This is a genomic window from Okeania sp. SIO2F5 (genome assembly GCF_010692685.1).
GTDB classification, from domain to species: Bacteria; Cyanobacteriota; Cyanobacteriia; order Cyanobacteriales; family Microcoleaceae; genus Okeania; species Okeania hirsuta.
On record NZ_JAAHGU010000122.1, the window covers coordinates 1 to 22185 of the forward strand.

The 22185-nt window shown below is 35.5% G+C and carries 16 protein-coding genes and 1 pseudogene; 8 read left to right on the forward strand and 9 right to left on the reverse strand.

The genetic code is table 11. From position 1 onward, the window contains the following. Positions 1-735: 735 nt before the first annotated feature. Positions 736-882, reverse strand: coding sequence for a hypothetical protein (locus tag F6K27_RS25855; protein ID WP_287279018.1), 147 nt, complete (start codon positions 880-882; stop codon positions 736-738). A 264-nt stretch (positions 883-1146) separates the two neighbouring features. On the opposite strand from F6K27_RS25855, the gene F6K27_RS25860 reads away from it, so the two are divergent. The 3 genes from F6K27_RS25860 to F6K27_RS25870 all read left to right on the forward strand — a co-directional run bounded on the left by F6K27_RS25860 (position 1147) and on the right by F6K27_RS25870 (position 9816). Then, positions 1147-2520 carry a radical SAM/SPASM domain-containing protein gene (locus tag F6K27_RS25860; RefSeq protein ID WP_287279019.1) on the forward strand — a complete coding sequence of 458 codons (1374 nt, stop codon included), beginning with the start codon at positions 1147-1149 and terminating at the stop codon, positions 2518-2520. 311 nt (positions 2521-2831) lie between these two features. After that, positions 2832-3518, forward strand: coding sequence for a hypothetical protein (locus F6K27_RS25865; RefSeq protein WP_287279020.1), 687 nt, complete (start codon positions 2832-2834; stop codon positions 3516-3518). Between the two features lie 499 nt (positions 3519-4017). Further along, positions 4018-9816, forward strand: a complete 5799-nt coding sequence (locus F6K27_RS25870; RefSeq protein ID WP_287279021.1) for an AAA family ATPase — start codon at positions 4018-4020, stop codon at positions 9814-9816. Between the two features lie 137 nt (positions 9817-9953). Here F6K27_RS25870 and F6K27_RS25875 read toward each other — a convergent pair whose 3' ends face one another. The 6 genes from F6K27_RS25875 to F6K27_RS25900 all read right to left on the reverse strand — a co-directional run bounded on the left by F6K27_RS25875 (position 9954) and on the right by F6K27_RS25900 (position 16695). Continuing rightward, complete coding sequence (locus tag F6K27_RS25875; protein ID WP_287279022.1) at positions 9954-11195, reverse strand: glycoside hydrolase; 1242 nt, start codon at positions 11193-11195, stop codon at positions 9954-9956. Between the two features lie 110 nt (positions 11196-11305). Further along, positions 11306-11773, reverse strand: coding sequence for a hypothetical protein (locus F6K27_RS25880; protein ID WP_287284729.1), 468 nt, complete (start codon positions 11771-11773; stop codon positions 11306-11308). 782 nt (positions 11774-12555) lie between these two features. Continuing rightward, positions 12556-13338, reverse strand: a complete 783-nt coding sequence (locus F6K27_RS25885) for a class I SAM-dependent methyltransferase (protein ID WP_287279024.1) — start codon at positions 13336-13338, stop codon at positions 12556-12558. 282 nt (positions 13339-13620) lie between these two features. Beyond that, complete coding sequence (locus F6K27_RS25890) at positions 13621-14100, reverse strand: NC domain-containing protein (RefSeq protein WP_287279025.1); 480 nt, start codon at positions 14098-14100, stop codon at positions 13621-13623. A gap of 1040 nt (positions 14101-15140) precedes the next feature. After that, positions 15141-16406: a valine--pyruvate transaminase gene (locus tag F6K27_RS25895; RefSeq protein WP_287279026.1), complete on the reverse strand. Its 1266-nt coding sequence runs from the start codon at positions 16404-16406 to the stop codon at positions 15141-15143. Positions 16407-16518: 112 nt separating this feature from the next. Next, positions 16519-16695 (reverse strand): hypothetical protein, encoded by a 177-nt coding sequence (locus F6K27_RS25900; protein WP_287279027.1) that lies wholly within the window; start codon positions 16693-16695, stop codon positions 16519-16521. Here F6K27_RS25900 and F6K27_RS25905 point away from each other — a divergent pair. Continuing rightward, positions 16672-17508, forward strand: coding sequence for a Tab2/Atab2 family RNA-binding protein (locus tag F6K27_RS25905; protein ID WP_287279028.1), 837 nt, complete (start codon positions 16672-16674; stop codon positions 17506-17508). The genes F6K27_RS25900 and F6K27_RS25905 overlap by 24 nt on opposite strands. 522 nt (positions 17509-18030) lie before the next feature. Here F6K27_RS25905 and F6K27_RS25910 read toward each other — a convergent pair. After that, positions 18031-18237, reverse strand: coding sequence for a hypothetical protein (locus tag F6K27_RS25910; protein ID WP_287279029.1), 207 nt, complete (start codon positions 18235-18237; stop codon positions 18031-18033). Between the two features lie 733 nt (positions 18238-18970). On the opposite strand from F6K27_RS25910, the gene F6K27_RS25915 reads away from it, so the two are divergent. From F6K27_RS25915 to F6K27_RS34420, 4 genes are all read left to right on the forward strand, one after another. Continuing rightward, positions 18971-19117 carry a hypothetical protein gene (locus F6K27_RS25915; protein WP_287279030.1) on the forward strand — a complete coding sequence of 49 codons (147 nt, stop codon included), beginning with the start codon at positions 18971-18973 and terminating at the stop codon, positions 19115-19117. A 37-nt stretch (positions 19118-19154) separates the two neighbouring features. Beyond that, positions 19155-20027, forward strand: a complete 873-nt coding sequence (locus F6K27_RS25920) for an S-methyl-5'-thioadenosine phosphorylase (protein ID WP_287279031.1) — start codon at positions 19155-19157, stop codon at positions 20025-20027. A gap of 844 nt (positions 20028-20871) precedes the next feature. Further along, on the forward strand, positions 20872-21369 hold the full coding sequence (locus F6K27_RS34415; protein ID WP_375339724.1) for a reverse transcriptase N-terminal domain-containing protein: 498 nt from the start codon (positions 20872-20874) through the stop codon (positions 21367-21369). A gap of 166 nt (positions 21370-21535) precedes the next feature. Continuing rightward, positions 21536-21826: a reverse transcriptase domain-containing protein gene (locus F6K27_RS34420; protein ID WP_375340864.1), complete on the forward strand. Its 291-nt coding sequence runs from the start codon at positions 21536-21538 to the stop codon at positions 21824-21826. A 7-nt stretch (positions 21827-21833) separates the two neighbouring features. On the opposite strand, the pseudogene F6K27_RS34425 reads toward F6K27_RS34420, so the two are convergent. Beyond that, a pseudogene (locus tag F6K27_RS34425) lies at positions 21834-22066 on the reverse strand (IS701 family transposase); the annotation flags it as partial. Positions 22067-22185 lie beyond the last annotated feature (119 nt).

The following is a 22185-nucleotide window of genomic DNA, read 5'->3' on the forward strand; positions in this document are numbered from 1 at the left end:
GCATCCTTAAAACTTTAACCTTTAGCGATCGCCTAATTTATGAAAAATACAGCTCATACAGTTACTTTTATGTTACATTATCAATATTTATGTAATATGTAAAGATGCCAGCGCTCATTGCTATATCGGTACTTTGATATTTTTTACAGCGAAAATGCCTTCAAAGCTAGTAGGGGTAAGGGAAATACGTTGCTCTGGCTAAAAATGGCTCTTTGCGTAGCATTCCGCAGGAAAACCTAGATATATCAGGAAAAAGGTTGGTAAAATTTAAAACCTAGAGTATATAAGGGTTTGATGCTGTTATTAACATATTTTTTGCCTACCAATATATACAGGTAGAAAGTTTAACTAGCTATCAGCCATCAGCATTTCAGCTAGCCTCCTAGGTCAGAACTGCGTTAACAGCTTTTTGACCTTGGGTTGAAATCCCCGACGAGGGCGTAAAAAAAAGTCCTAATGCTGACCACTGACTGCTGACTGCTATTTAAGTCAAAAAGTTATAAATCCTTAACTAACAAGGGTTCCAGCCCTTTTTAAGGGATTGATATCAAATCCGTTTAATTAGGTATAAAAATATTGTCCATCTTCACCATTGCCAAATCTTTATAACTGTTTTCCCTCCTGACTCCTACCTTCAAAAGATTTTATACCGATGCTACCGGATTTGATATAACGTAATTCCCTTGCCTAAACTGACTCTTAGCCATTTTTAGACCATAAAATGTCTAAGTACCACTAAGTCCTATTAGGACCACCAAGATGATGAAGAATGCCCTCGGCAAGTTGTTTGCCGACAAAAGGTTTAGGAACTAACTCATCAGCACCACTGGCAAATACTTCATCGCGCATATCTGCACCTGTATGAACACTGAGATACAACACAGGTAAGCCAGCTAGTTTGAATTTTTTTCGTCAGTTTCTCAGATTGGATAATTGGATAGCTCATAGAAAAGAGGATACATATTTTTCGGAAAATCCTTATATTCCAACAACTAACAGCAAGTTGTTGCTAATTACATCTTTAAAAATCTTGAAATTTAGGATAGACTGTACCCGCCTCATCACAAATGCGGGATTTTTTTTTGAAAAACAATAACTAAAATACTAACAGACTCTATAAACATATCTTAATCAAGTAACAAAAAAATGATTATCAACGATCCTCAAAAACTATTAACTACCCCAATCGATGATAACTGGAAAATACCAAATAGGGTACTAGAAATTCCCCCTCATGGTATTCCTTTACATCCAAAAAGCCTAGAAAAATTGTTACTTACAGCCAAAGAAAATAATTCAATAATTGTCTTTCAACCAACTTTGCCTATTCTCTCAGAATTAGGTTTACCCACTTATCCGATATTAGCCTACTTATATCCCCAACAATTCAGTAACATCTGGCATAAATTACAGCCACAAATTGAAGATTTCTTAACAGGTAAAAAAAACGATCGCATTCCTTTGACCTTAATATCTGAAATTGATATTGATGAACAACTACATTACTTTACTAACCATTATGGAAAAGCCATTAATCCCTCTTATGTCAGAGTAATTGTCGGTAATACTTGTAATCTTAAATGTGTGATGTGTCCCTATCACAGTTCTCTGTTAAAACCAACTCATACCACAGACTTTTTTCAAGGGAAAAAACAGATGTCTTGGCAAATGATGGAACGACTAGCACAAGACTGTGGCAAAGCCGGAATTAGTATTTTAATTGGCAGTGTTGAAGAACCACTGCTTCATCCTCAACTTGTGGATTTTATTCAACTTTCTAGACAGCAAGGAGTTCCTAAAGTTCATCTGACAACTAATGGTCAACTACTGGATGAGACTAGATCTACAGCATTATTAAAAGCCGGATTAACCAGTATTGATATTAGTATTGACGCAGCAACTCCAGAGACTTATTTAAAAGTTAGAGGAGCAGATTTTAACCGAGTAGAATCTCATGTAATTAATTTCCTGAAAATTAGAGATAAATTAGGAATTTCCTGTGAAGTCAGAACATCCTTTGTGAGAAATAAAGATGTAAAAGAAGCAGAGGAAAAACAATTTTTCAATCGTTGGTTATCGAAAGTAAATAGTATTTTTATTTTAAATGTCGCCGAATATCAACAAACCAATATGCGACTCAAAAAAACTAATCAAGCAGTACAAAAATCTCTCCAATATTATCAACAAAAAGCTCAAGTCAGGTGGCCTTGTTTATTTCCTTTTATAGAAATGGCAGTCTTGCCCGATGGCAGAATATATTATTGTATAGAAACTTTATTTAGATTAGGCTTTGACAAAGATATTGAAAGTTTAGGAGATTATCATCAACAAACATTACAAGAAATTTGGTCTGGAGAATTATTTGAGCAACTGCGACGAGATTTAATATTGAATGAATTAGAAAAAAGAACAGCTTGTAAAGATTGCGATATGTGGATGTCACAAGTTATTAATATGGAAAAAAAAGATGAATGTCAAGTTCTGACAACTACAGTCACAGAAATTTATTCTCAAGTCTAATTAAATTTTATCCTTAACTTCGGGTGAGCCTTTTAGAATGTGGTGACGGTTGGATGAAGAATACAAAAATTTACATTGGGAATTCTAAAATATATGGTAAAGTTTCCCCATCTGAACCTGATCTTTCTCAAATAATTGAGTTTATTGACTCTAACAATTTAATCTTTGCCTTAGATGATCCACACATGGATCGTTAATTGATGTTATTAGAAAAGTTGTAGAGTTTGATGAAAATCATCTCAGGAGATGGTGAAAAAGATTGTTTGGAATAATCCTATATGTTTCTGTAAGTAAAAAAAAGGAGAGAACTTATGCCTGGATTTGGCGGTCGTAATTTTTTTCATCAAGCTAAGAAATTACATCAATACCAGTCTTTTGCACCAAAAGAAGCAAAAGCATCGGTAGAAGCTATATTGCGTATGTATCAGCAAGCAAAAGAAATTTCTCAAATCATTGCTTATATTTGGCGATGGAGTGATGATGATCAAGAATTAGATGAACCTTTTGAGATTGATGGTAATAAGTATACCAAGAAACAGGATATTGCTCGTAAATTAAATGATTATTTTATGCATCCCACTGACTTTAGTCAGAAATCTACTGATAATAACTTAAATGATAATTTGAAGAAATTGTTCAGAGCTTCGCCTGGAGATGGTAGTAAAGAAGGGAATTTCCTGAAAGCTGTTTTTGGCGCTAATATAGTAGAAGAGAATGGACAATATATTTTCCCTATATTTAACGATTTTGAACGAGGTGAATCAAATAATGGATTATTTGGTTATTTGTTTATAATCGATACTAATGTTTTTCAAGGAAAAATAGAAGATCCAGAAATCCATGGTTCATACCATATGAAGCTTACTATTCCCTATCCTCCACGTCCCCAACTAGGAGAGGTATTGCTGAAGGACACTGATTTGGATGATTGGATAAGTAATAGAGAAAAAGGAGAATTTATTGCATCAAATCCTTTTATACCAGCAAGCTGCTCTTAATTGTTTTTAGCTAAATCTATCCCAATAATACAAATTTTAAGCATTTCATAATTTGTCAGTTAGCTTAATGTAAAGGTTTGAACAATAGTGGGATAGAACCCTAAATCTTTATCTTGAAATCAAGGTTAGACTTTACCCGCTTCACACAAATGCGGGATTTTTTTTATGAGTAACAAATTAAAAGTTTAGGAGATTATGACCAGCAAATATTACAAGAGATTTGTTCTGGAGATTTATTTCAACAACTGCGACGAGATTTAATCCTGAATGAGTTAGAAAAAAAAAGAACAGCTTGTAAAGATTGCAGTATGTAGATATCACAAGTTATTAATCGAGAAATCTAAAGATAAGTACCAAGTTCTGACAACCACAGTAATATAAATTTATTCTCAAATATAAATTTATTCTCAGGTATAATTACAAAAATTAATAACAATGCTTATTCTAGACTTACCCCTGTAAAAACTAACAAGCTAAAAACCTTATTTCTATAAAGATTATGAAAGATTATGAGATTCTCAAAAAAATCTATGAAAGTCCCAATTCCTTAGTTTATAAAGCTATTATCAAGCTAGATAATCAACCTATTATTCTTAAAGTACTTAAAGAAAACTACCCTACTGCTTCTGAACTCACCCGCTATAAACAAGAATATGAAATTACTCGTTCCTTGAATGTAGATACTATTGTAAAAGCTTACAACCTACAAAGATACGAGAATAGTTTAGCAATACTTCTAGAAGACTTCGGCGGTCAATCTCTAAAATCACTACTATCCCAAAGTCAATTAAACTTAGAAAACTTTCTCACCATCGCCATCAAAACAACAGAAAGTTTAGCAGCAATTCATAAAGCTAATATTATCCACAAAGACATTAACCCCTCAAATATTGTCTATAACCCCCAAACACAACAGCTAAAAATCATCGACTTTGGCATTTCTACCCGTTTATCCCAAGAATTTCTCACAGTTCTCCCCCCTAACCAACTAGAAGGAACATTAGCATATATTGCCCCAGAACAAACAGGTAGAATGAACCGAGGCATAGATTATCGTAGCGACTTTTATTCCCTGGGCGTAACATTCTATGAACTCTTAACCAATAAACTACCTTTTGAAACAACAGACCTCATAGAGTTAGTTCATTGTCATATTGCCCAACAACCATTACCAGTACATCAACTAATTCCCGATCTTCCTAATTCTGTGTCTAATATCATCAACAAACTATTAGCAAAAACCCCAGAAGAAAGATATCAAAGTGCTTGGGGAATAAAAGCAGATCTACAAACCTGTCTGGATCAATTAAAGACTTTAGGAAAAATTTCAGATTTTCCAATAGCTACTCAAGATATTTGTGAGAAATTTCAGATTCCTCAAAAACTCTATGGTAGAGAACAAGAAGTCGAGCAACTGTTAACAGCATTCGAGCAAGTTAGTCTGGGAAAAACAGGAATGATTCTAATTTCTGGTTATTCAGGAATAGGCAAATCAGCATTAGTCAATGAAATTCATAAACCCATCACAAAAAAACGAGGAAAATATATTAGTGGAAAATTTGACCAACTCCAGAGAGATATTCCTTATTCAGCAATTTATCAAGCATTTCAAGAATTAATCCGTAAACTGCTAAGTGAACCAGAAACTACCCTACAAACATGGAAAAATAAATTATTAGAAGCTCTAGGAAATAACGGTCAAATTATTATTGATGTAATTCCCGAAGTTGAAAAAATCATCGGTAAACAACCACAAGTCGAACAATTAGGAGCTAGCGAAAGTCAAAATAGATTTAATTTATTCTTTCAAAGATTTTTGAGTGTATTTTGTCAAAAAGAACATCCTCTAGTTATCTTTATTGATGATTTACAATGGGCAGATTTACCATCTCTAAATTTAATTGAGCAATTAATTGTAGATCCTGACAACCAATATTTTCTTTTAATAGGAGCATATCGAGATAATGAAGTTAATTCGACTCACCCTCTAGTATGTACTTTAGAAAAAATCAAGCAAGCGAAAGTACCAGTTAATGAAATTACCCTTGACCCATTAAAAATTAATCATATTAATCAATTAACCGCTGAGACTCTAAATTGCTCCACAGAAATCACCAAACCTTTAGCAGAATTAGTTGCAAAAAAAACAGGAGGTAATCCATTTTTCCTGACTCAACTTCTTGATTCTTTATACCAAGAAAATTTCTTAGTATTTAACCCTGAGCAATCTCCTAGTTACTGGCAATGGAATCTAGAAGAAATTGAAAGTGTATCTATTACCGATAATGTAGTTGACTTGATGGTTAGAAAAATTGAAAAGTTGGATAAAAAAACTCAACAAGTTATCAAATTAGCTTCTTGTATTGGCAACCAATTTAATTTAGAAATTCTGGCGATCGTTAATAATAAATCTCAAATAATAACAGCTAAAGAAATACAGTCAGCTCTAGATGAAGGTTTAATAATTCCTCTAGACAATAATTATAAAGTTCCTCTACTTTGGCATTCAGAAAAATTATCAAATAATAGTTCAGAAACTTTTGATGAATATGCGAAATATATTCCCTACAAATTTTTACATGACCGAGTACAACAAGCAGCTTATTCTTTGATACCAGAAACAGAAAAAAAGCAGGTTCATCTACAAGTAGGTCGTTTGCTACTGAAAAATGTTCAAGATGCTCAGAATAAAGATGATGAGTTACAGAACAATATTTTTGATATTGTTAATCAACTGAACGAAGGTAGGGAGTTAATTACTGACCAATTAGAAAAAGGTGAGTTAGCTAAATTAAATCTTCAAGCTGGAAAAAAGGCTAAAGCATCGACTGCTTATGAAACGGCATTAAAGTATATAGAAACTGGGGTAAAATTTTTAGATTTTCACCAATGGAGTTATCAAAATTCATTAATATTTGAAGTTCATCTAGAATTTTTAGAAGTTCTTTATTTAACCGCCAATTATCAAAAAGTTCAAGATTACTCTGACATTTTGCTAAGTAAAAATTATGATACTCTCGACAAAGTGAAGATATATCAAATCAAAAGTTTGTCTTATATGTCCGATCTTAACCAACAAAAAGCAATAGAAAATTTTGTCAAAGCTTTAGCATTACCTAAAATAGACATAGATATACCTCAAAATGAAGAAGAAATAAAAGAAAGAACCGACCAAGAATATAAGCGTTTTAAATTTATTTTAAAAGATAAACAGATTCAGGATTTAGTCGATCTTCCACAACTAACAGATCCTTATAAAATTTCAGCTATAATAATATCACAACGGATGATACCTCTTCTAGTGAGTACAAGTTCACCTTTAGCATCTTTGATTATACTAACTATAATAAATCTCTGCATTCAATACGGTAATCCACCTCAAGCTGCTGGTAGCTATGCTGTTTACGGTATTTTATTCTCACCTTCTTCTCCCGAGGATATTGAATTAGGATATCAGTTTGGACAATTATCTCTGAAGTTGCAAGAAAAATATAATATATCTTCATTAGAACCTTTAGTCATCCATCTCTATTATGGACACGTCCGTTATTGGAAAGAATATTTAAGAAATACTGAGGCACAAGAACAATGCATTCATGGATTTCAGAAAGGTAGGGATATGGGAGATTATATTTGGGCTTTCTCCTGTTTCATTAGTTATTATCTTATCAATTTATTTGGAGGATATAGCTTAGAAATTATCTGGGAAAAAAGTGGAAAATATGTTCAGTTAATTAATGATTTTCAAATAGAGTATTGTACTAATTACACACACATATGTCATCAAATAGTAAGTAATTTAATTAATAAGCAAAAAGATTTTGTTGTCATTGGTGATTCCTTATTAGCAGAGGAATCTTATTTAGATAATTGGGATAAAAGCAAAAATATATGGTTGTTATTTATCACTTATGTTGCCAAAACATTTCTACTTTACTTTTTCAAGCAATATGATAGGGCGATTGATTATTCAATCAAAGCTCAAAAACACAACTATGGCGGTTGTTCCAAATATTTACCAGCACCTCAACATAATTTTTACTCATCTCTTACTTTCCTAGCTAATTACCATAATTCAGAGCCAACTAAACAAAAAAAATTACTAGAGCAAGTAGAAAAAAATCAGGAAACTCTGAAAATGTGGACTGGGAATTGCCGTGAAAATTTCCAGCACAAATACGATTTAGTAGAAGCAGAAAAAGCACGAGTATTAGGACAAACTTTACAAGCACAAGAACTGTACGATCGCGCCATTCAAGGAGCAAAAAAATATGAATTTATCCACGAAGAAGCTTTAGCTTACGAACGAGCAGCAGAATTTTATCTCGCCCTTGACAGACAAGAAATAGGTCAACTTTACCTCAGAAATGCCCATCATTGTTACATCCGTTGGGGAGCAAAAGCTAAAGTCAAACAATTAGAAGAGGAATATCCCCAATATTTATTAGGAGTAGCAAATAAAAATAAATCAAAAGGTATTAGTACAACTATTTCTACCTCCGGTAATCATGGAGAAATTCTCGACTTAACCACAGTAATGAAAGCATCTCAAGCAATTTCTGGTGAAATTCAGCTCGAAAATCTCCTGCACAATTTAATGAAAATTACTATCGAAAATGCTGGAGCGCAAATAGGATTTTTAATTCTCTACCATCAAGGAAATTGGGTTATAGAAGCTCAAGGAAAAATAAACAGCGACGAAGTAACAATTTTACAATCAATTCCCATCGAATCTACAGACCCCCAAACATCACTTCCCATATTACCAACTACCATTATTAACTATGTAATTCGCACTCAAGAAAATATTGCACTCAACGACGCAGCTAACCAAGGACAATTTATTAATGACCCCTATATTATCGCCACAAAAAGTAAATCAATTCTCTGCACTCCCCTGATTAATCAAAGTCAATTAAGCGGAATAGTTTATTTAGAAAATAATTTAACCACAAATACATTCACCTCAGAAAGAGTCGAACTATTAAATATTTTATCTGCTCAAGCAGCAATTTCCATCGACAATTCCCGACTTTATCAAACCCTAGAACAAAGAGTAGAAGAACGCACAAAAGAACTATCTCAAACCTTAGAAGTTCTCAAAGCAACTCAAGCAGAACTAATCTTTGAAAATGAACTACTAAAAACTGGCAAACCAACCTCTGATTTTAATTATAAAGTAGGTGGAAGTTTGCCCAATAATTCCCCTACTTATGTAGTCCGGCAAGCCGATCGCTCCCTCTATCAAGCCTTAAAACAGGGTGAATTTTGTTATATTTTGAATGCCCGACAAATGGGAAAATCTAGTCTGATGGTCAGAATGATCCACCATCTCAACCATGAAGGACATCATTGTGCAGCAATAGATTTAACTCAAATTGGTAGTGAAAACGTCACCGTAGAACAATGGTATAAAGGATTAGCAGTGGATCTATTGCGCAGTTTTCGTTTAATGAAAAAATTTAATTTAATCAAATTAAAAACTTGGTGGAATGACAGATTAGATATTTCTCCAGTACAAAGATTAAGTCAATTTATTGAAGATATTTTATTAGTAGAACTGAATAATGAGAACGATGAATCTATCAAAAAAGTCTTCATTTTTCTTGATGAAGTTGATACAATTTTAAGCTTAAAATTTCCAGTAAATGACTTTTTTGCCCTAATTCGCTCTTGCTACAATAAACGAATGATTCATCCAGAATCTATATACCAGAATCTCGCCTTTGCTTTTTTTGGGGTAGCAACTCCTTCAGAATTAATGACTGATATGAGAAGAACCCCTTTTAATATTGGTCAAACAGTTGAACTAGAAAGCTTCAAAACACATGAAGCACAACCTTTATTATATGGAATAACAGAAAAAGTTAGTAATCCTCAAACCATGCTCCAAGAAATATTAAACTGGACCGGAGGACAACCTTTTTTAACTCAAAAACTATGTCAATTAATTCGTAATTCAGAAATACCAATTCCAGTCAATGGTGAAGCTAAGTGGATAGAAAACTTAGTACAAGAAAAAATCCTGAAAAATTGGGAAAGTCAAGATGAACCAGAACATTTAAAAACAATACGCGATCGTATTTTTCATAGTGAAAATAGAAAACAAATGCTCGAAATTTATCAACAATTATTGGAGCAAAAAGAGATAATGAGAACAAACATTCCAGAAGAAAAAGAATTATGTTTATCAGGACTGGTAATTAAGCAAAATGATTTGCTGAAAATTCATAACCGCATTTATGAATTAATATTTAATCACAGTTGGACTGAAAAAAATCTGCTTGAGTTGAGCTAATAGTCAGGAGTTAGTCCTCAGAAGTCAGTTCTCAGAAGTCAGGAGTAATTGTGAAATATTCTATTCTGGTCTCCGTTCTACTAAACTTACCCAAACTTCGCTCTGTCTTTTTAAATTAAAAATATCTCAAGCAGGTTCTATAACATTGCTCTTACCCACTCAATAAATAACTTTGCCTGCTCTGCCCAAAAATCAGAACCCCAATAAACAAAACAACTGGTTTCACACAACAATAACGCTCTAGTTTTTTCAGCAGACCCCTGACCAGACTCTACAACCTTGGCATAATGTTGACTCAACTTTTCAACTGCTGCCAATACCTGTTGTCTTAAGTCTCCCTCTTGCCATTGCTGATGACCGCCGATCCACGAACCCCCGATTGACTTAAGTCTTACCTCTGTCGCTGAACCCTCTGATAAATATGTATCGATATATTGACTTACAGTCAGAAAACCTACATCAGACCAGCGATCGCTCTCCCGAAATAGAGGAGCAAAAGAATTCTTAAAATATTCAAACATCATCACATTACCATTTTCCCCATCAGAAGTCGGCACTACCAAAGCAGGCGATTTCATTCCCACTTCTTGCCCACGATATCGTACATCACTAATACAACCATCAGCATTTTGACCGCTTTGCTGTCGAATACCCATATCCGTATCCCTAACCACACAGAGAATACGTTCCGACTCACCATCTGACTCTACCACCAACCAATGCACTCGATTTTCTAACTCTGGCGTACTCCAACCTTCAGGATGTTCCAACGCTGCATTAGGTAAAATAATCCATTCATAACCACACTTCTTCAATAGACGTATAAATCTCAATGCTTCAGCAGGGTCTCCTGTCATACCCATCTCTGGCAACCAAAACCCTCTTATCCGCGATAGTGCCTCTGTCCCAAATAAATCGGCAAAGACTCGTCGCCATTCCATAATTTGAGCTTCGTGGTCTCGTTCAGGAGTGGCCGGAAAATAGCAATGACTATATGCACTACCAGTAAATTCTATTGTGTCTGAATATTCTGTGAGAACTTCTCGCCAGAGACTAATCACATCTCCTACTGGTTCATTATCAACGTGAAGATGAGAAAAAATGCCATTGGTAGAAAGTTTGGCCATTTCTTCGAGCAATACTCCAGAGTAATCTACCATCATCCGGGGTTGATGACCTTCTTGTATGAGTTGTTTCGCATAACGGGCAGGATTTTTGTATGCTTGAGCAAACCATTGAGCATTCCAATGCTCTTCAGAGTTTTCTTCACTGCCAAGCATTTTTTCTAAGTTGCCCTGTAGTTGACCATTATTCCAAATCGGAGGTTGGTGAAAATGTAACCAGGGGACAAATATGGACAGAGGATTGGGATTTGACACTATATAAAATTTCCTGCACTTTAGCCAGGATACTAGTCAATCATAGCACCTTTAAGAAAAGTTAGGACAAGTTCTCAAATCTTGAAGCTCGATGGAACTTTTGGGGAGTTTCAGAAGCCAAACTTCAAATCAACAACTATTAGTTGACCCTCAAAAGCGTAGAAACTAACTTTGTGAATGTTCTGGGCATTCACAGTTAATTGAGCATTTGGGGAAATATGTGAATTAGAGTTAAGTAAGTTTGAGGCGGAGGTTTCGTCTTTGGCCAGAAGTTCTTCATTTTGATTATAAGCTGATAAGACTGTTCGGCGAGAACTGGTGACTACTCCACTGACAAACTTGACTGGAGATTTAAAGTGAATTTCTATTAGGCCACTTTTTGGCGCTCCCATTAAGACTTTGACGCCTGGAGGAACTGCAAAAGCAGGGTTTGATGGTTCAATCGCAATTGCATTAGAGAAAGTTAGGCCCCAATTTTTAAATTGATGGTCTACTACTTCAAAGGATTTTAAATTTTCTAGGTCAAGGCGAATACAACTAGGCATTGTTGAGAGTTGTAAGAATTCTGATTCAGTCATTTCATCGTCAGGAATGGCTACGGTATATCTGTTGAAATTGTTGACCCTGAAGTTATTGCTGAGAGGATTGATATTTCGCGTTGTATCAATGGGAAAAGTCTTTAGCATTGGACATCCTTGATAAATTTGTCATCGCAGCGAGGGGCTTTACCCCTCATTGTATTATTACTTATAGCTTATTCTTGAGAACTTTGCTTTGATCGGGAAAGTTTTCATTTTCTTTAGAACTTCACTTTGAGCAAGGGAATTTTCGGTTTGTATCGATGACTAAGATTGACCATTTCTGATTATGACTTTATTTGAGTTACAAATAAAAATGATTTATTGAAAGTTGTAATAAGGGAATAGGAAATATTAGGAAAAACATTAGCATCAGTCAAATACCAACTCGTTCTGTGCTATATGTAGCTTCTATAGCGCTGTGCGCAGGCAACAGGCAACAGGCAACAGGCAACAGGGGGAGTAAATTGCCGATAATATAAGACTTTTAGCTATTTAGCCCCTCCTGCGATTTGTAAAGATACCAGCGCTCATTGCTATAAAATTTGATATTGAGAAAGATTAAGATATAAAAAATTAACCGAGTATCTGACTAAAACAATGCTTGATACTCGGTATCTGGAATTTTTGACCCAATTTTACAGCACTTTTTAGGAAGCGTGAGGTACAGTTTTATGATGAATCTTTTTTTCCCTACTCCCTACCTAAAGTCCTAAAATTTTGTACCTCATCAACTCCAAAACTGCTGTAAGTTTTAAGAATCATTCGTTGCTGACAAAACGTTAAGAGATAAAGCCAATTTCACCTTCAACATTAAATTTTTTTTGAGGATGTTCTTTTAAGAACAATTCCACACCTTGTCGTACTTGTTGTCCCCAATAATCTAAACCAACATCATGAAGAATTATTGTTCCTTCTGGTTTAATATAACTAGAAAGTAGTGTTAGGTCTTGTTTGACCGCCTCCGTTCTATGATCTGCATCCAGAAATGCTAGATCGAATTTTCCATATTCTTCACATACTTCTCGACCAATAATTTCTCTGTCTTCAAGGTTAATCCCATAATTTACAACTTTATCTAAATCTTCTTGGTTGGGAAAACCGCAAGAAAAAAAACCTCGTTTTAAGGTAAATCTTGTCAAAATATCAAAGTGTTTAAGGACTTTTTCAACAAAATATAAATGAGTTTGTTTATTTTTAATTTCAAATTGTTTAACGCAAAGAAGATTGAGAAGTTCTACAGGAAGGTCGGCATCCACACAAACAATTTTTGACTCTGGTAGACACAATCCTAATACAGCAGTGGAAACTCCGACAAACGTGCCAATTTCTAATATTTTTTGATGATTTTTTTGACGGCTAATATTAATCAATTTTTCTGCATCATCAAGTTTGACTGAGGCATTTTCAATAAATGCTCGATTGAGTCCTTGTTGACTAAGAAAAGATAATGCTTGTTCTCTTGCTTCTTTGACAGTTATCATTGTTACAGTGGCTTTTTTTTCAAATATTAGTATCTTTATATTTTTAGCAGATTCTACAGGAGAATAATCTGTGAACTTCAAAAATTAAATCCTGAAAGAACAATTAGGATGCTTCAAAAATTAATTATTAATTATTAATTATTATCTCTCTTTGAAAAGAAGAGGATTGACGCAAAAGGGAAAAATTTTTCTTCTCTTGGTCGATTGGATATGGCTCCGAGACCCTTTCTTGCAGACCCGCTCCGAATGGCGCCATCCCACCCTACGGGAAGCTACGCTAACGACCACTTTTTTCTCCTTTAAAGGAGAAGGAGAGGCTTTAAACCTTCATTATTCGGTAAGGAACTTAATTTACTCTCAAATCTAATTTTCCTTGGCATCTCTTTTTTGCCAAAAATCATCACGCATTGCTTGCTCTGATTTTAAGCCAGCAAGTTTTACTTTTTCTAGTTCTTCATTAAATTTACGAACTATTGCTTGTTCATACCGATAATTAACTATTTCTCGAGGTGTCAAAACAGGTTGTACAAGAGAAACAATTTTAGCTCCAATTGCAGTATGAATTTTTTCTTGAGTTTGCCTAGAATAATGTCTTCCAGTAATCACATACCAAGCAAACATTTCACAATTATTAGTATGAATATTGTACTTGCCAAATTTGTGTAAATATTCACCAGCTCGTTGTTCTTGTTCAACTGTTAATTCTGCCTCTTTTCCTTGATATTCAATTCCTAGAGGACCCCATCTAATTGAATTTTCAAATGTTCCGTCAGACGAAATAAAATAATGTCTAGCAATTCCAGCAGTGGATTCAATTGCAATACTATAAATTGAGGAATTCATATATTTTATACTCCTTTTATTTATACAGCTTTTACCATTTTTATGAGGTACAAAATTTTAGGTTTGAGGGAACAGGAAATAGGGAACAGGGAACACAAAAGAATCAAAACAACTCTACCTCATAGCTTCGGAAATTGCTGTATGTATTTTTTTAAGTTTATACTATGACAACTTGCTTAATGTGTTTAACAAACTTATACAACAGTTTCCTACTTGAGAAAGTACATATATTGATAATTTTAGGGACTAGGAAATAGAATGAATATAGACTTATCGCGTTTGAGGGCAGTTTTTTTCAATACTTTTAATTCTCTTTAAATCTCTCAATACTAATTACCGAATAATTAATAATTAATAATGTAAGCATTCAGCCATCAGCTTCAGGACTTACGCAAAATACGAAATTATACACCATCTGTAGGGGCGTTACGAAGTATGCGAAGCAAACGGCCGTTTGCTATATGCGGTGGTTATAGGTAAGTCCTGAGCTTTTGAAAGAAAGAATCAAGTAAAATAATTAAGCATTCAACTATTAGCATTCAGTTATCAGCTTTTGAAATCAAATAAATAATCAAGTAATGACCAAGGTTAGTTGAAAGGACTATTTCATTTCCTGCGGAATGCTGCGCAAACATATTTCACTCCTTAAATACTAATTCCTCCTTCCAAGATAATGAGTGAATAACTCATAGCTGATAGCTGACCGCTGAATGCTTACTTAATAATTAAATAATTCGCGCCTTGAACCCTCTCCTTTTAAGGGAAAAAAAAGTGCTAGGATATTTCCTTATATTCAATTCGGTAACGGTTAAAACCCGAGGTAATTATCAATTACCCATGATCAATTATCAATTAATCAACGATCTAAAGGCAATGAATTAATAGCTAATAGCTGATAGCTGAATGCTTACATGATAGAAACTTCCAAGTAAATCTTATCAACAATAGTCAGACTACTAGAAATAATCTCTCCAACTGCAAAATTATTGTTAACTCTAACTTGGGTAATAGTTATATTAAATAAGGTTAGTAGATGTGCTTTAAAAAATAGAAATCACCATCTTCGCTAAACGTTTCATTCCCTCTTGAATATCCTCATCAGAAGCAGTTAAACTAATCCGAATACACTCCTGTTTATGAGGCCATTCTTCCCGTAAACCAGGGAAAAAAGAACTCCCAGGTACCACAATAACCCCCACCTCCTTCAACTTTTGATAAAGCTCCCAGTCAGTCATCGGTAAATCTTTCAACCATAACCAAGCAAAAATTGCTCCCTCAAAACGATGGAGAAACCAGGGCAAATTTTTTGGTAAAGCTTTTGATAAAGTTGATTCTAAAATTGAAAACTTATTTTTGTAAAAAGGCCGAATTACTTCAGTAGAAATTTCTGCCAAGGCCCCAGAATTAATTGCATAAGTAGCGATGGCTTGTCCATAACGAGGAGAATGAATACACATATTAGTCTGGAAAGCCTGCAAAACCTCAATTATTCGTTCATCCCCAATAGCAATACCAATTCTTTCTCCAGGAAGTCCAGCTTTCGATAAACTCATACAATGACAGATATTGTCCCCAAATATTGGCTCCATCTCCACAAAATTTAATCCTGGATATGGAGGAGCATAAGCAGCATCCACAAACACTGGCACATCATAAACAGCGGCCTGATCTGCAATTTTCTTCACCTCATCAGCACTAATCACATTACCAGTCGGATTACAGGGGCGTGAGAAAATGACACAGCCAGTATTTTCATCAATGACCAACTGACTAAAGTCTGGACAATATTTGAAGCGATGAGATTCAGCATCTATTTCCAGAGTCGGTTTATAAGCAACCACCGCTTCAGGAACTAAACTCACTCCGCCATAACCTGTATAATCTGGACTCAGAGGTAGAACAATTTTTTTCAGACTTTGGCTGCTAGTATATCCACCAAAAGCATTAGCAGCATAGAAATATATAGACTGAGAACCAGGAGTAATTAAAATATTGCGATCGCTTAAATTAAGGCCATAGCGACAGTTAAAATCATTAACAACTGCATCAATCAACGGTTGATAACCCTGAGATGAACCGTAACGCCCCACAACTTCCCCATATTCTGGACTTGCCAATAATTTTGTGGTACAATTCCGCCACAACTTTTCTACTTCTGGCAAAACCAGGGGATTTCCTGAACTAAAGTTGAGAAACTCCTGACCCTGGCCTGCTCGTAGGGTAGCAATAATATCTGCCATAATTGCCCGCACACCTGTGAGGCGGGACATAGTTGCACCAAATTCACTCAGGGCAGGATTAACCATAGCATCTAATCAAATATAAATAGATTGACAATTTTTTAATTGTAGCCAAGATTCAATAATTTAGAATTTAGAATTTAGAATTTAGAATTACCTCTTCTTATTAAACCTATACCTAAATTTTTCGGTAATTCAACCAGGCAATTTTCTTTCTTCCTTCTTCCTTCAAAAATAATAGATTGACAATTTTTTCATAGTTACCAATAGTATTTGAAGCAGCCAATTTTCCTTCTTCCTTCTTCCTTCTTCCTTCTTCCTCTAAAAATAAATGAATAATAGAACTATTTGGCAAGCAGATTATTATCGCCGTCCACTCAAGGATAAACAAGGCCAACAGTTATGGGAATTATTAATTTGTACTCCCACTCGTAGCTTAGAATTTACTGCTATTTGTCCCCAGTCAGAAGTTAATGCCAATTGGCTAGTGGAGCAACTACAAAAAGTGGGTCAAGGCCAGGATTTACCAAGTACAATTCAAGTATTTCGACCTCAATCTTTGGGTTTAATTGAAACTGCAGCTCAAATTTTGGGGGTAAAAGTGGAAGCGACTAGACATACTACTGCTTTAAAACAATGGTTACTAGATAGGGCGCAACAATATCAGAGGATGGAAACATATACTGGGGAATCTTACGATCCCTTAAAATTAGATTCTCCTCCACCCGTACCATTAGCTGAAAATCTTTGGGGCGATCGCTGGAGATTTGCGACATTACCTGCGGGTAATATTAAGGATATTATTGAGCGCCCAATTCCTATTTTGTCAGTACCTGAATTTCTTTTACCCTTAAATTTAGGATTGTCTTCAACACTTCCTATACCGGGGGTTGTTATAGACGGAGGTCGTCAGTCTATGAGATTAGCTAAATGGTTAGAAGCAGCGCAACCATATTTTTTAAAGTATGTTTCTGGCGATCCTGATGGGTTAATTTTAGAAGCAGGATTAGCAGATCGGTGGGTAGTTGCTACTTTTTCAGACCAGGAAGTGTCACTAGCAGCTCAAGTTTATGAAGAGAGAAAACAACATAGTCAGGGGTTACATTTTCTGTTAGTACAACCAGATGATTCTGGCATGACTTATAGTGGATTTTGGCTTTTACAGTAGAAAACAATTAATTTATACCAGAAGCAACAATGAAGAAGTAAGAACGAAAAATCTTGTGTTTTCAGAGTTTTAAGCTTTTGATATTTCAAATATAGTAATGGTGACTGCTATCACCCACGACCAAGGTAGGAAATACAATTAAAGGTTTTCCAATTTTTTATCTGTATAGGTTGTAACCGTAGGCAAGTCTATTAAAACTATGAAAAGAAAAATCAAGTAATATCATGTCCATTTAATAGCGCACTTGAAAAAAACCGACCCTCTCACTTCAACGGCAAATATCTCTATTCCTCCCGATTCTTGCTCACTTAATTTATAAGTATTCAGGTGAATATGATATAACTACTACAGCCCAGATTTATACCAAAACTTAATGTCTGAACTCCTGAGTATAAATCAGGTAGATTTTATGGATAGATGATGAGGGATTAGAAGAAAATCATCATTAAATTGACTCTAGACTCTGAAGTAATATTCAAAAGTCATAATTCAGAGATATTTTAAACAGTTCACTAAATCCCACTATTTGACAATACTAATTCGTCCAGCAATTAATTCTTCATAAACCTGTTTAATATGTTTTTGTTCTGTGGTACTTAAAGAACGAGGTGAAAATAACGCCATTCTTAAAAACTGGCGATCGCTAGCCGAAATTTTACGAACGACAAAAATATTACTGACAACTAATTCTAGGGAAGTTGTTCTAGCTTTAGCTTGAGATTTGTTCATTTTTCTAAAAAATCAGATAATTGTCCGACAAAAGAGAAATATTCCTAAAATACTGGCTACCTTCAGAACAGAAAATTGAAAAAATATCTGGGTAGGATAATTAGGTAGGAGTATCAAAAAAGGGCACGATACAAAATTGATTAATTTTTATTTTCCTAGAATACGATCAAAGTATAGTTTGTTTTATGAAAATTTGGTTAAGATTACCCCCTTCCCACCAGAAGATTACCTTAGTCGAAATGTTCTATTTTGTGAAAGCGTGACCATGATACAACCCGAATTATATTAATGTAGTCTTTATGATTACATTATAGGTAATCTTCTAGGGGAAAGGGAGTAATATCATGTTCGGACGGGTCAGTTATAATAAAATTTAAGGACTCCGGGTATCGACAGTACCAAATAAATACTTAAATTATCAATACCCCCAATACCAATATTTGTTCTTTTTCTCCAATATTTCCTCCTGACTCCTGACTCCTGACTCCTGAGGACTCACAACAGTCATTTATAAGTATTCAACCATTAGCGTAGCTCCCCCTCCGGGGGAACATGATATAAGCATAAATATTGAAGATTTTGAAAAAAGTAATTTTTTTTTATACATTCGGTGATTAAAAATACTTAGATATATAGTATGTCTAATGCTTATGTATTAGTCATAAACACTTACTTGACTCTGTGCCCTCTTCTCTATAGTGGCGTATTGCTAGTTATTTATCTTTAGTCTGTAATGGGTTTAATAACTCACCCCACTATCACCTGCGGTATTAATGCCGTTGGTGGGGTGAGAGTCCCCGTAAACCGCATTATCGGTTACTTTCTTCCATCAGTATTTAAACGGATACAATCCAAAATTATTTCACCAGAAATTCGGTAGAATACCTGAGAAATTAAACATATTAGCTAATCTCAGGATGACCAAAGTAAAAATAGGAATTATTGGCGGCAGTGGTTTGTACAAAATGGAGGCACTCACAGATGTGGAGGAGATACGGGTAGATACCCCCTTCGGGTCTCCCTCTGATGCTTTTATTGTTGGTACTTTGGAAGGAACACGAGTAGCATTTCTCCCCAGACACGATCGTAATCACGCTTTATTACCATCTGAATTACCATTTCGCGCCAATATCTATGGTATGAAAAGTCTGGGTGTGGAATATTTAATCTCTGCTTCTGCAGTTGGTTCTCTCAAAGAAGAAGTTAAACCACTAGACTTAGTAGTAGTAGACCAGTTCATTGACCGGACAAAAGGTCGGATATCTACTTTTTTCGGTGAAGGAATAGCAGGGCACATTACTTTTGAAAATCCTACTTGTCCTCAACTAGCAAAAATGCTGGCAGATGCTGCGGAAAGTTTGAATTTATCGGATATAAATGTGCATCGTAGTGGCACTTATTTATGTATGGAGGGACCTGCTTTTTCTACCAAAGCAGAATCAAATTTATATCGTAGTTGGGGCGCAACAGTTATTGGGATGACAAATTTACCAGAAGCAAAGTTGGCAAGAGAAGCAGAAATAGCTTATGCAACTTTAGCTCTGTCTACAGATTATGATTGTTGGCATGAAGAACATGAAAGCGTAACTATAGAAATGGTGGTTAATAATGTAAAGAAGAATGGGGAGAATGCTCAAAAAGTTATTCAGGAAACTGTCCGGAGATTGAGTCAAAATCAGTTTGTTTCTGATTCTCATTCAGCGTTGAAAAATGCTATTTTGACTCCTTTGGATAAAGTACCTGCTACAACTAAAGAAAAGTTGGGATTATTATTACAGAAATATACTTAATAGGGAGGAGTCAGTCCTCAGGAGTCAGTCCTCAGGAGTCAGAATAAATGAGAAAGTGCGACTCGTTGGCTAGTCAAAACCGCCGTAATGTAGTTTTAGCAAGCCTTTTAAGTCAATACATCAAGTGAATGGCTTTCCCTACGGGATAACTTCGTTAACGACTTGAAAAACTCTTATGACCTTGTAGGTGAAATTCCTACCGCCTTGTTGTTGGGCTGACAGCATAGGCCACAGGGTAGAGACTGAACATCAATCCCTGAAGCTGGTCTAAATGCGGGACAATACCAGTTACCAGGAACGACACCGCTAGCAAAGACTGACAAGTGGACGAACACAAAGGCAATCAAACTCTCGTCACGATTAACCATTCCAAAGGTAACTATGGAATGTAGGACAAATGTCAGAGGGTCAAGGATATAGGCATTATTCCCGCTCATGTCAACAATCATATCGAACCCTCCGGGAGACTTAGTCCCACTAAATCAGTCGCAATCAAGGCATAAGGGAACGAGGAAACCTCCTTAAAGACACCTAAGTATACAGGTCGATTAACTGAGGAAGCCATTCAAGGTTAGTCTACGCAAATGGTCGTAGGTCTTAAGGAGAGTAGGATTGGGTAAAAAGCTATCAAGCTGACGTACCTACTGTTGAATGCAGTGTAAAGCAATGATTAGTAATGAATAAAGCCAAAATACTAAAGAAGAAATTAGGGTCACCTAAACCATTCTCAAGTGTGGTATGGGATACATAGGACATACCCTCTCCAGCATCCATTCACCCAACACTCAAGTGGAAGGACATAAACTGGAAGTAAGTAGAGAAGTATGTATTCAAATTGCAAAAATTGATTTACAAAGCATCCAGTCGTGGCAAACTCCGCAAGATGCGCAAATACCAAAAACTTCTGACAAAAAGTTACTACGCAAGGTTGCTAGCTGTTAGGCGCGTAACACAAGATAACCAGGGTAAGAAGACTGCCGGGGTAGACGGAATCAAAAACCTGACACCCATACAAAGACTTAATTTGGTTGATGTATTAAGAACACGCCATCTCAAAGCAAGTCCAACCCGCAGAGTCTGGATACCAAAACCAGGAAGAGAAGAGAAACGTCCTTTAGGCATTCCAACAATGTACGACAGAACGTTACAAGCACTGGTGAAGTTAGGTATGGAACCAGAGTGGGAGACACGCTTTGAACCTAACAGCTATGGTTTTAGACCAGGAAAGTCAACCCATGATGCCATAGAAGCCATCTTTAACAGCATCAGGAGCAAACCAAAATTTATCTTAGATGCTGATATATCCAAATGTTTTGACCAAATTAACCATGATGCACTGTGAGGAAAAATTGGAAAATCTCCATACAGACGATTAATCAAACAATGATTCAGGTCCGGAGTATTTGACAATAATCAATTCCTAGAATCTGTGGAAGGTACAGCACAGGGAGGGGACTTATGACCCCTAAAGTCGAAACATCGCCTTACACGGTATGGAAGAAAGACTAATGGAATTTGCCGAGGAACTCCCACTTAGACACCCTAATGGGAAAATCATGTGCAAGAAGGACAAAAGATATAGGCTATCTCTAATACGCTATGCTGATGACTTCGTTATCCTACACGAAGATATCAAAGTAGTGAAACAAGCAAAGGCCGTGACACAGAAATGGTTAAATCAGATAGGATTAGAACTAAAACCTCAAAAAACCAGAATTGCCCATACCTTAGAGGAATATGAAGGAAATAAACCTGGATTTGACTTCTTAGTGGGACTTACACAATTTTTAGAGCTTTAATATAGCCTCAACCCTCTTGATAGCAGGCAAATACGTTCATGTTTTCAGTCAACCAACCTCAAAAATGGTGCATACATCGCTGTACGAAAAGCGTACCATTGCTTCAGTAAAAGTCTTTAAAGGTTTCTTAGCCCATTGCCTTTGTCATCCTCCTGTTAACTTATGCCAAATTATAAAAGTATCAGCACAAAACACCAAGATCAAATGGCGTTTTAGGCTCCATTTATCTCTTATATCATGTCCGGTAGCATCGTTTGTGTATAATTGAAGAGGAGAAAAATAATTCCCAGGAGCGATCGCCATTATGCCAAGACGCTTAAGTATCCAAGAACACCTAAGTATAGATGAACTAGAAAGAA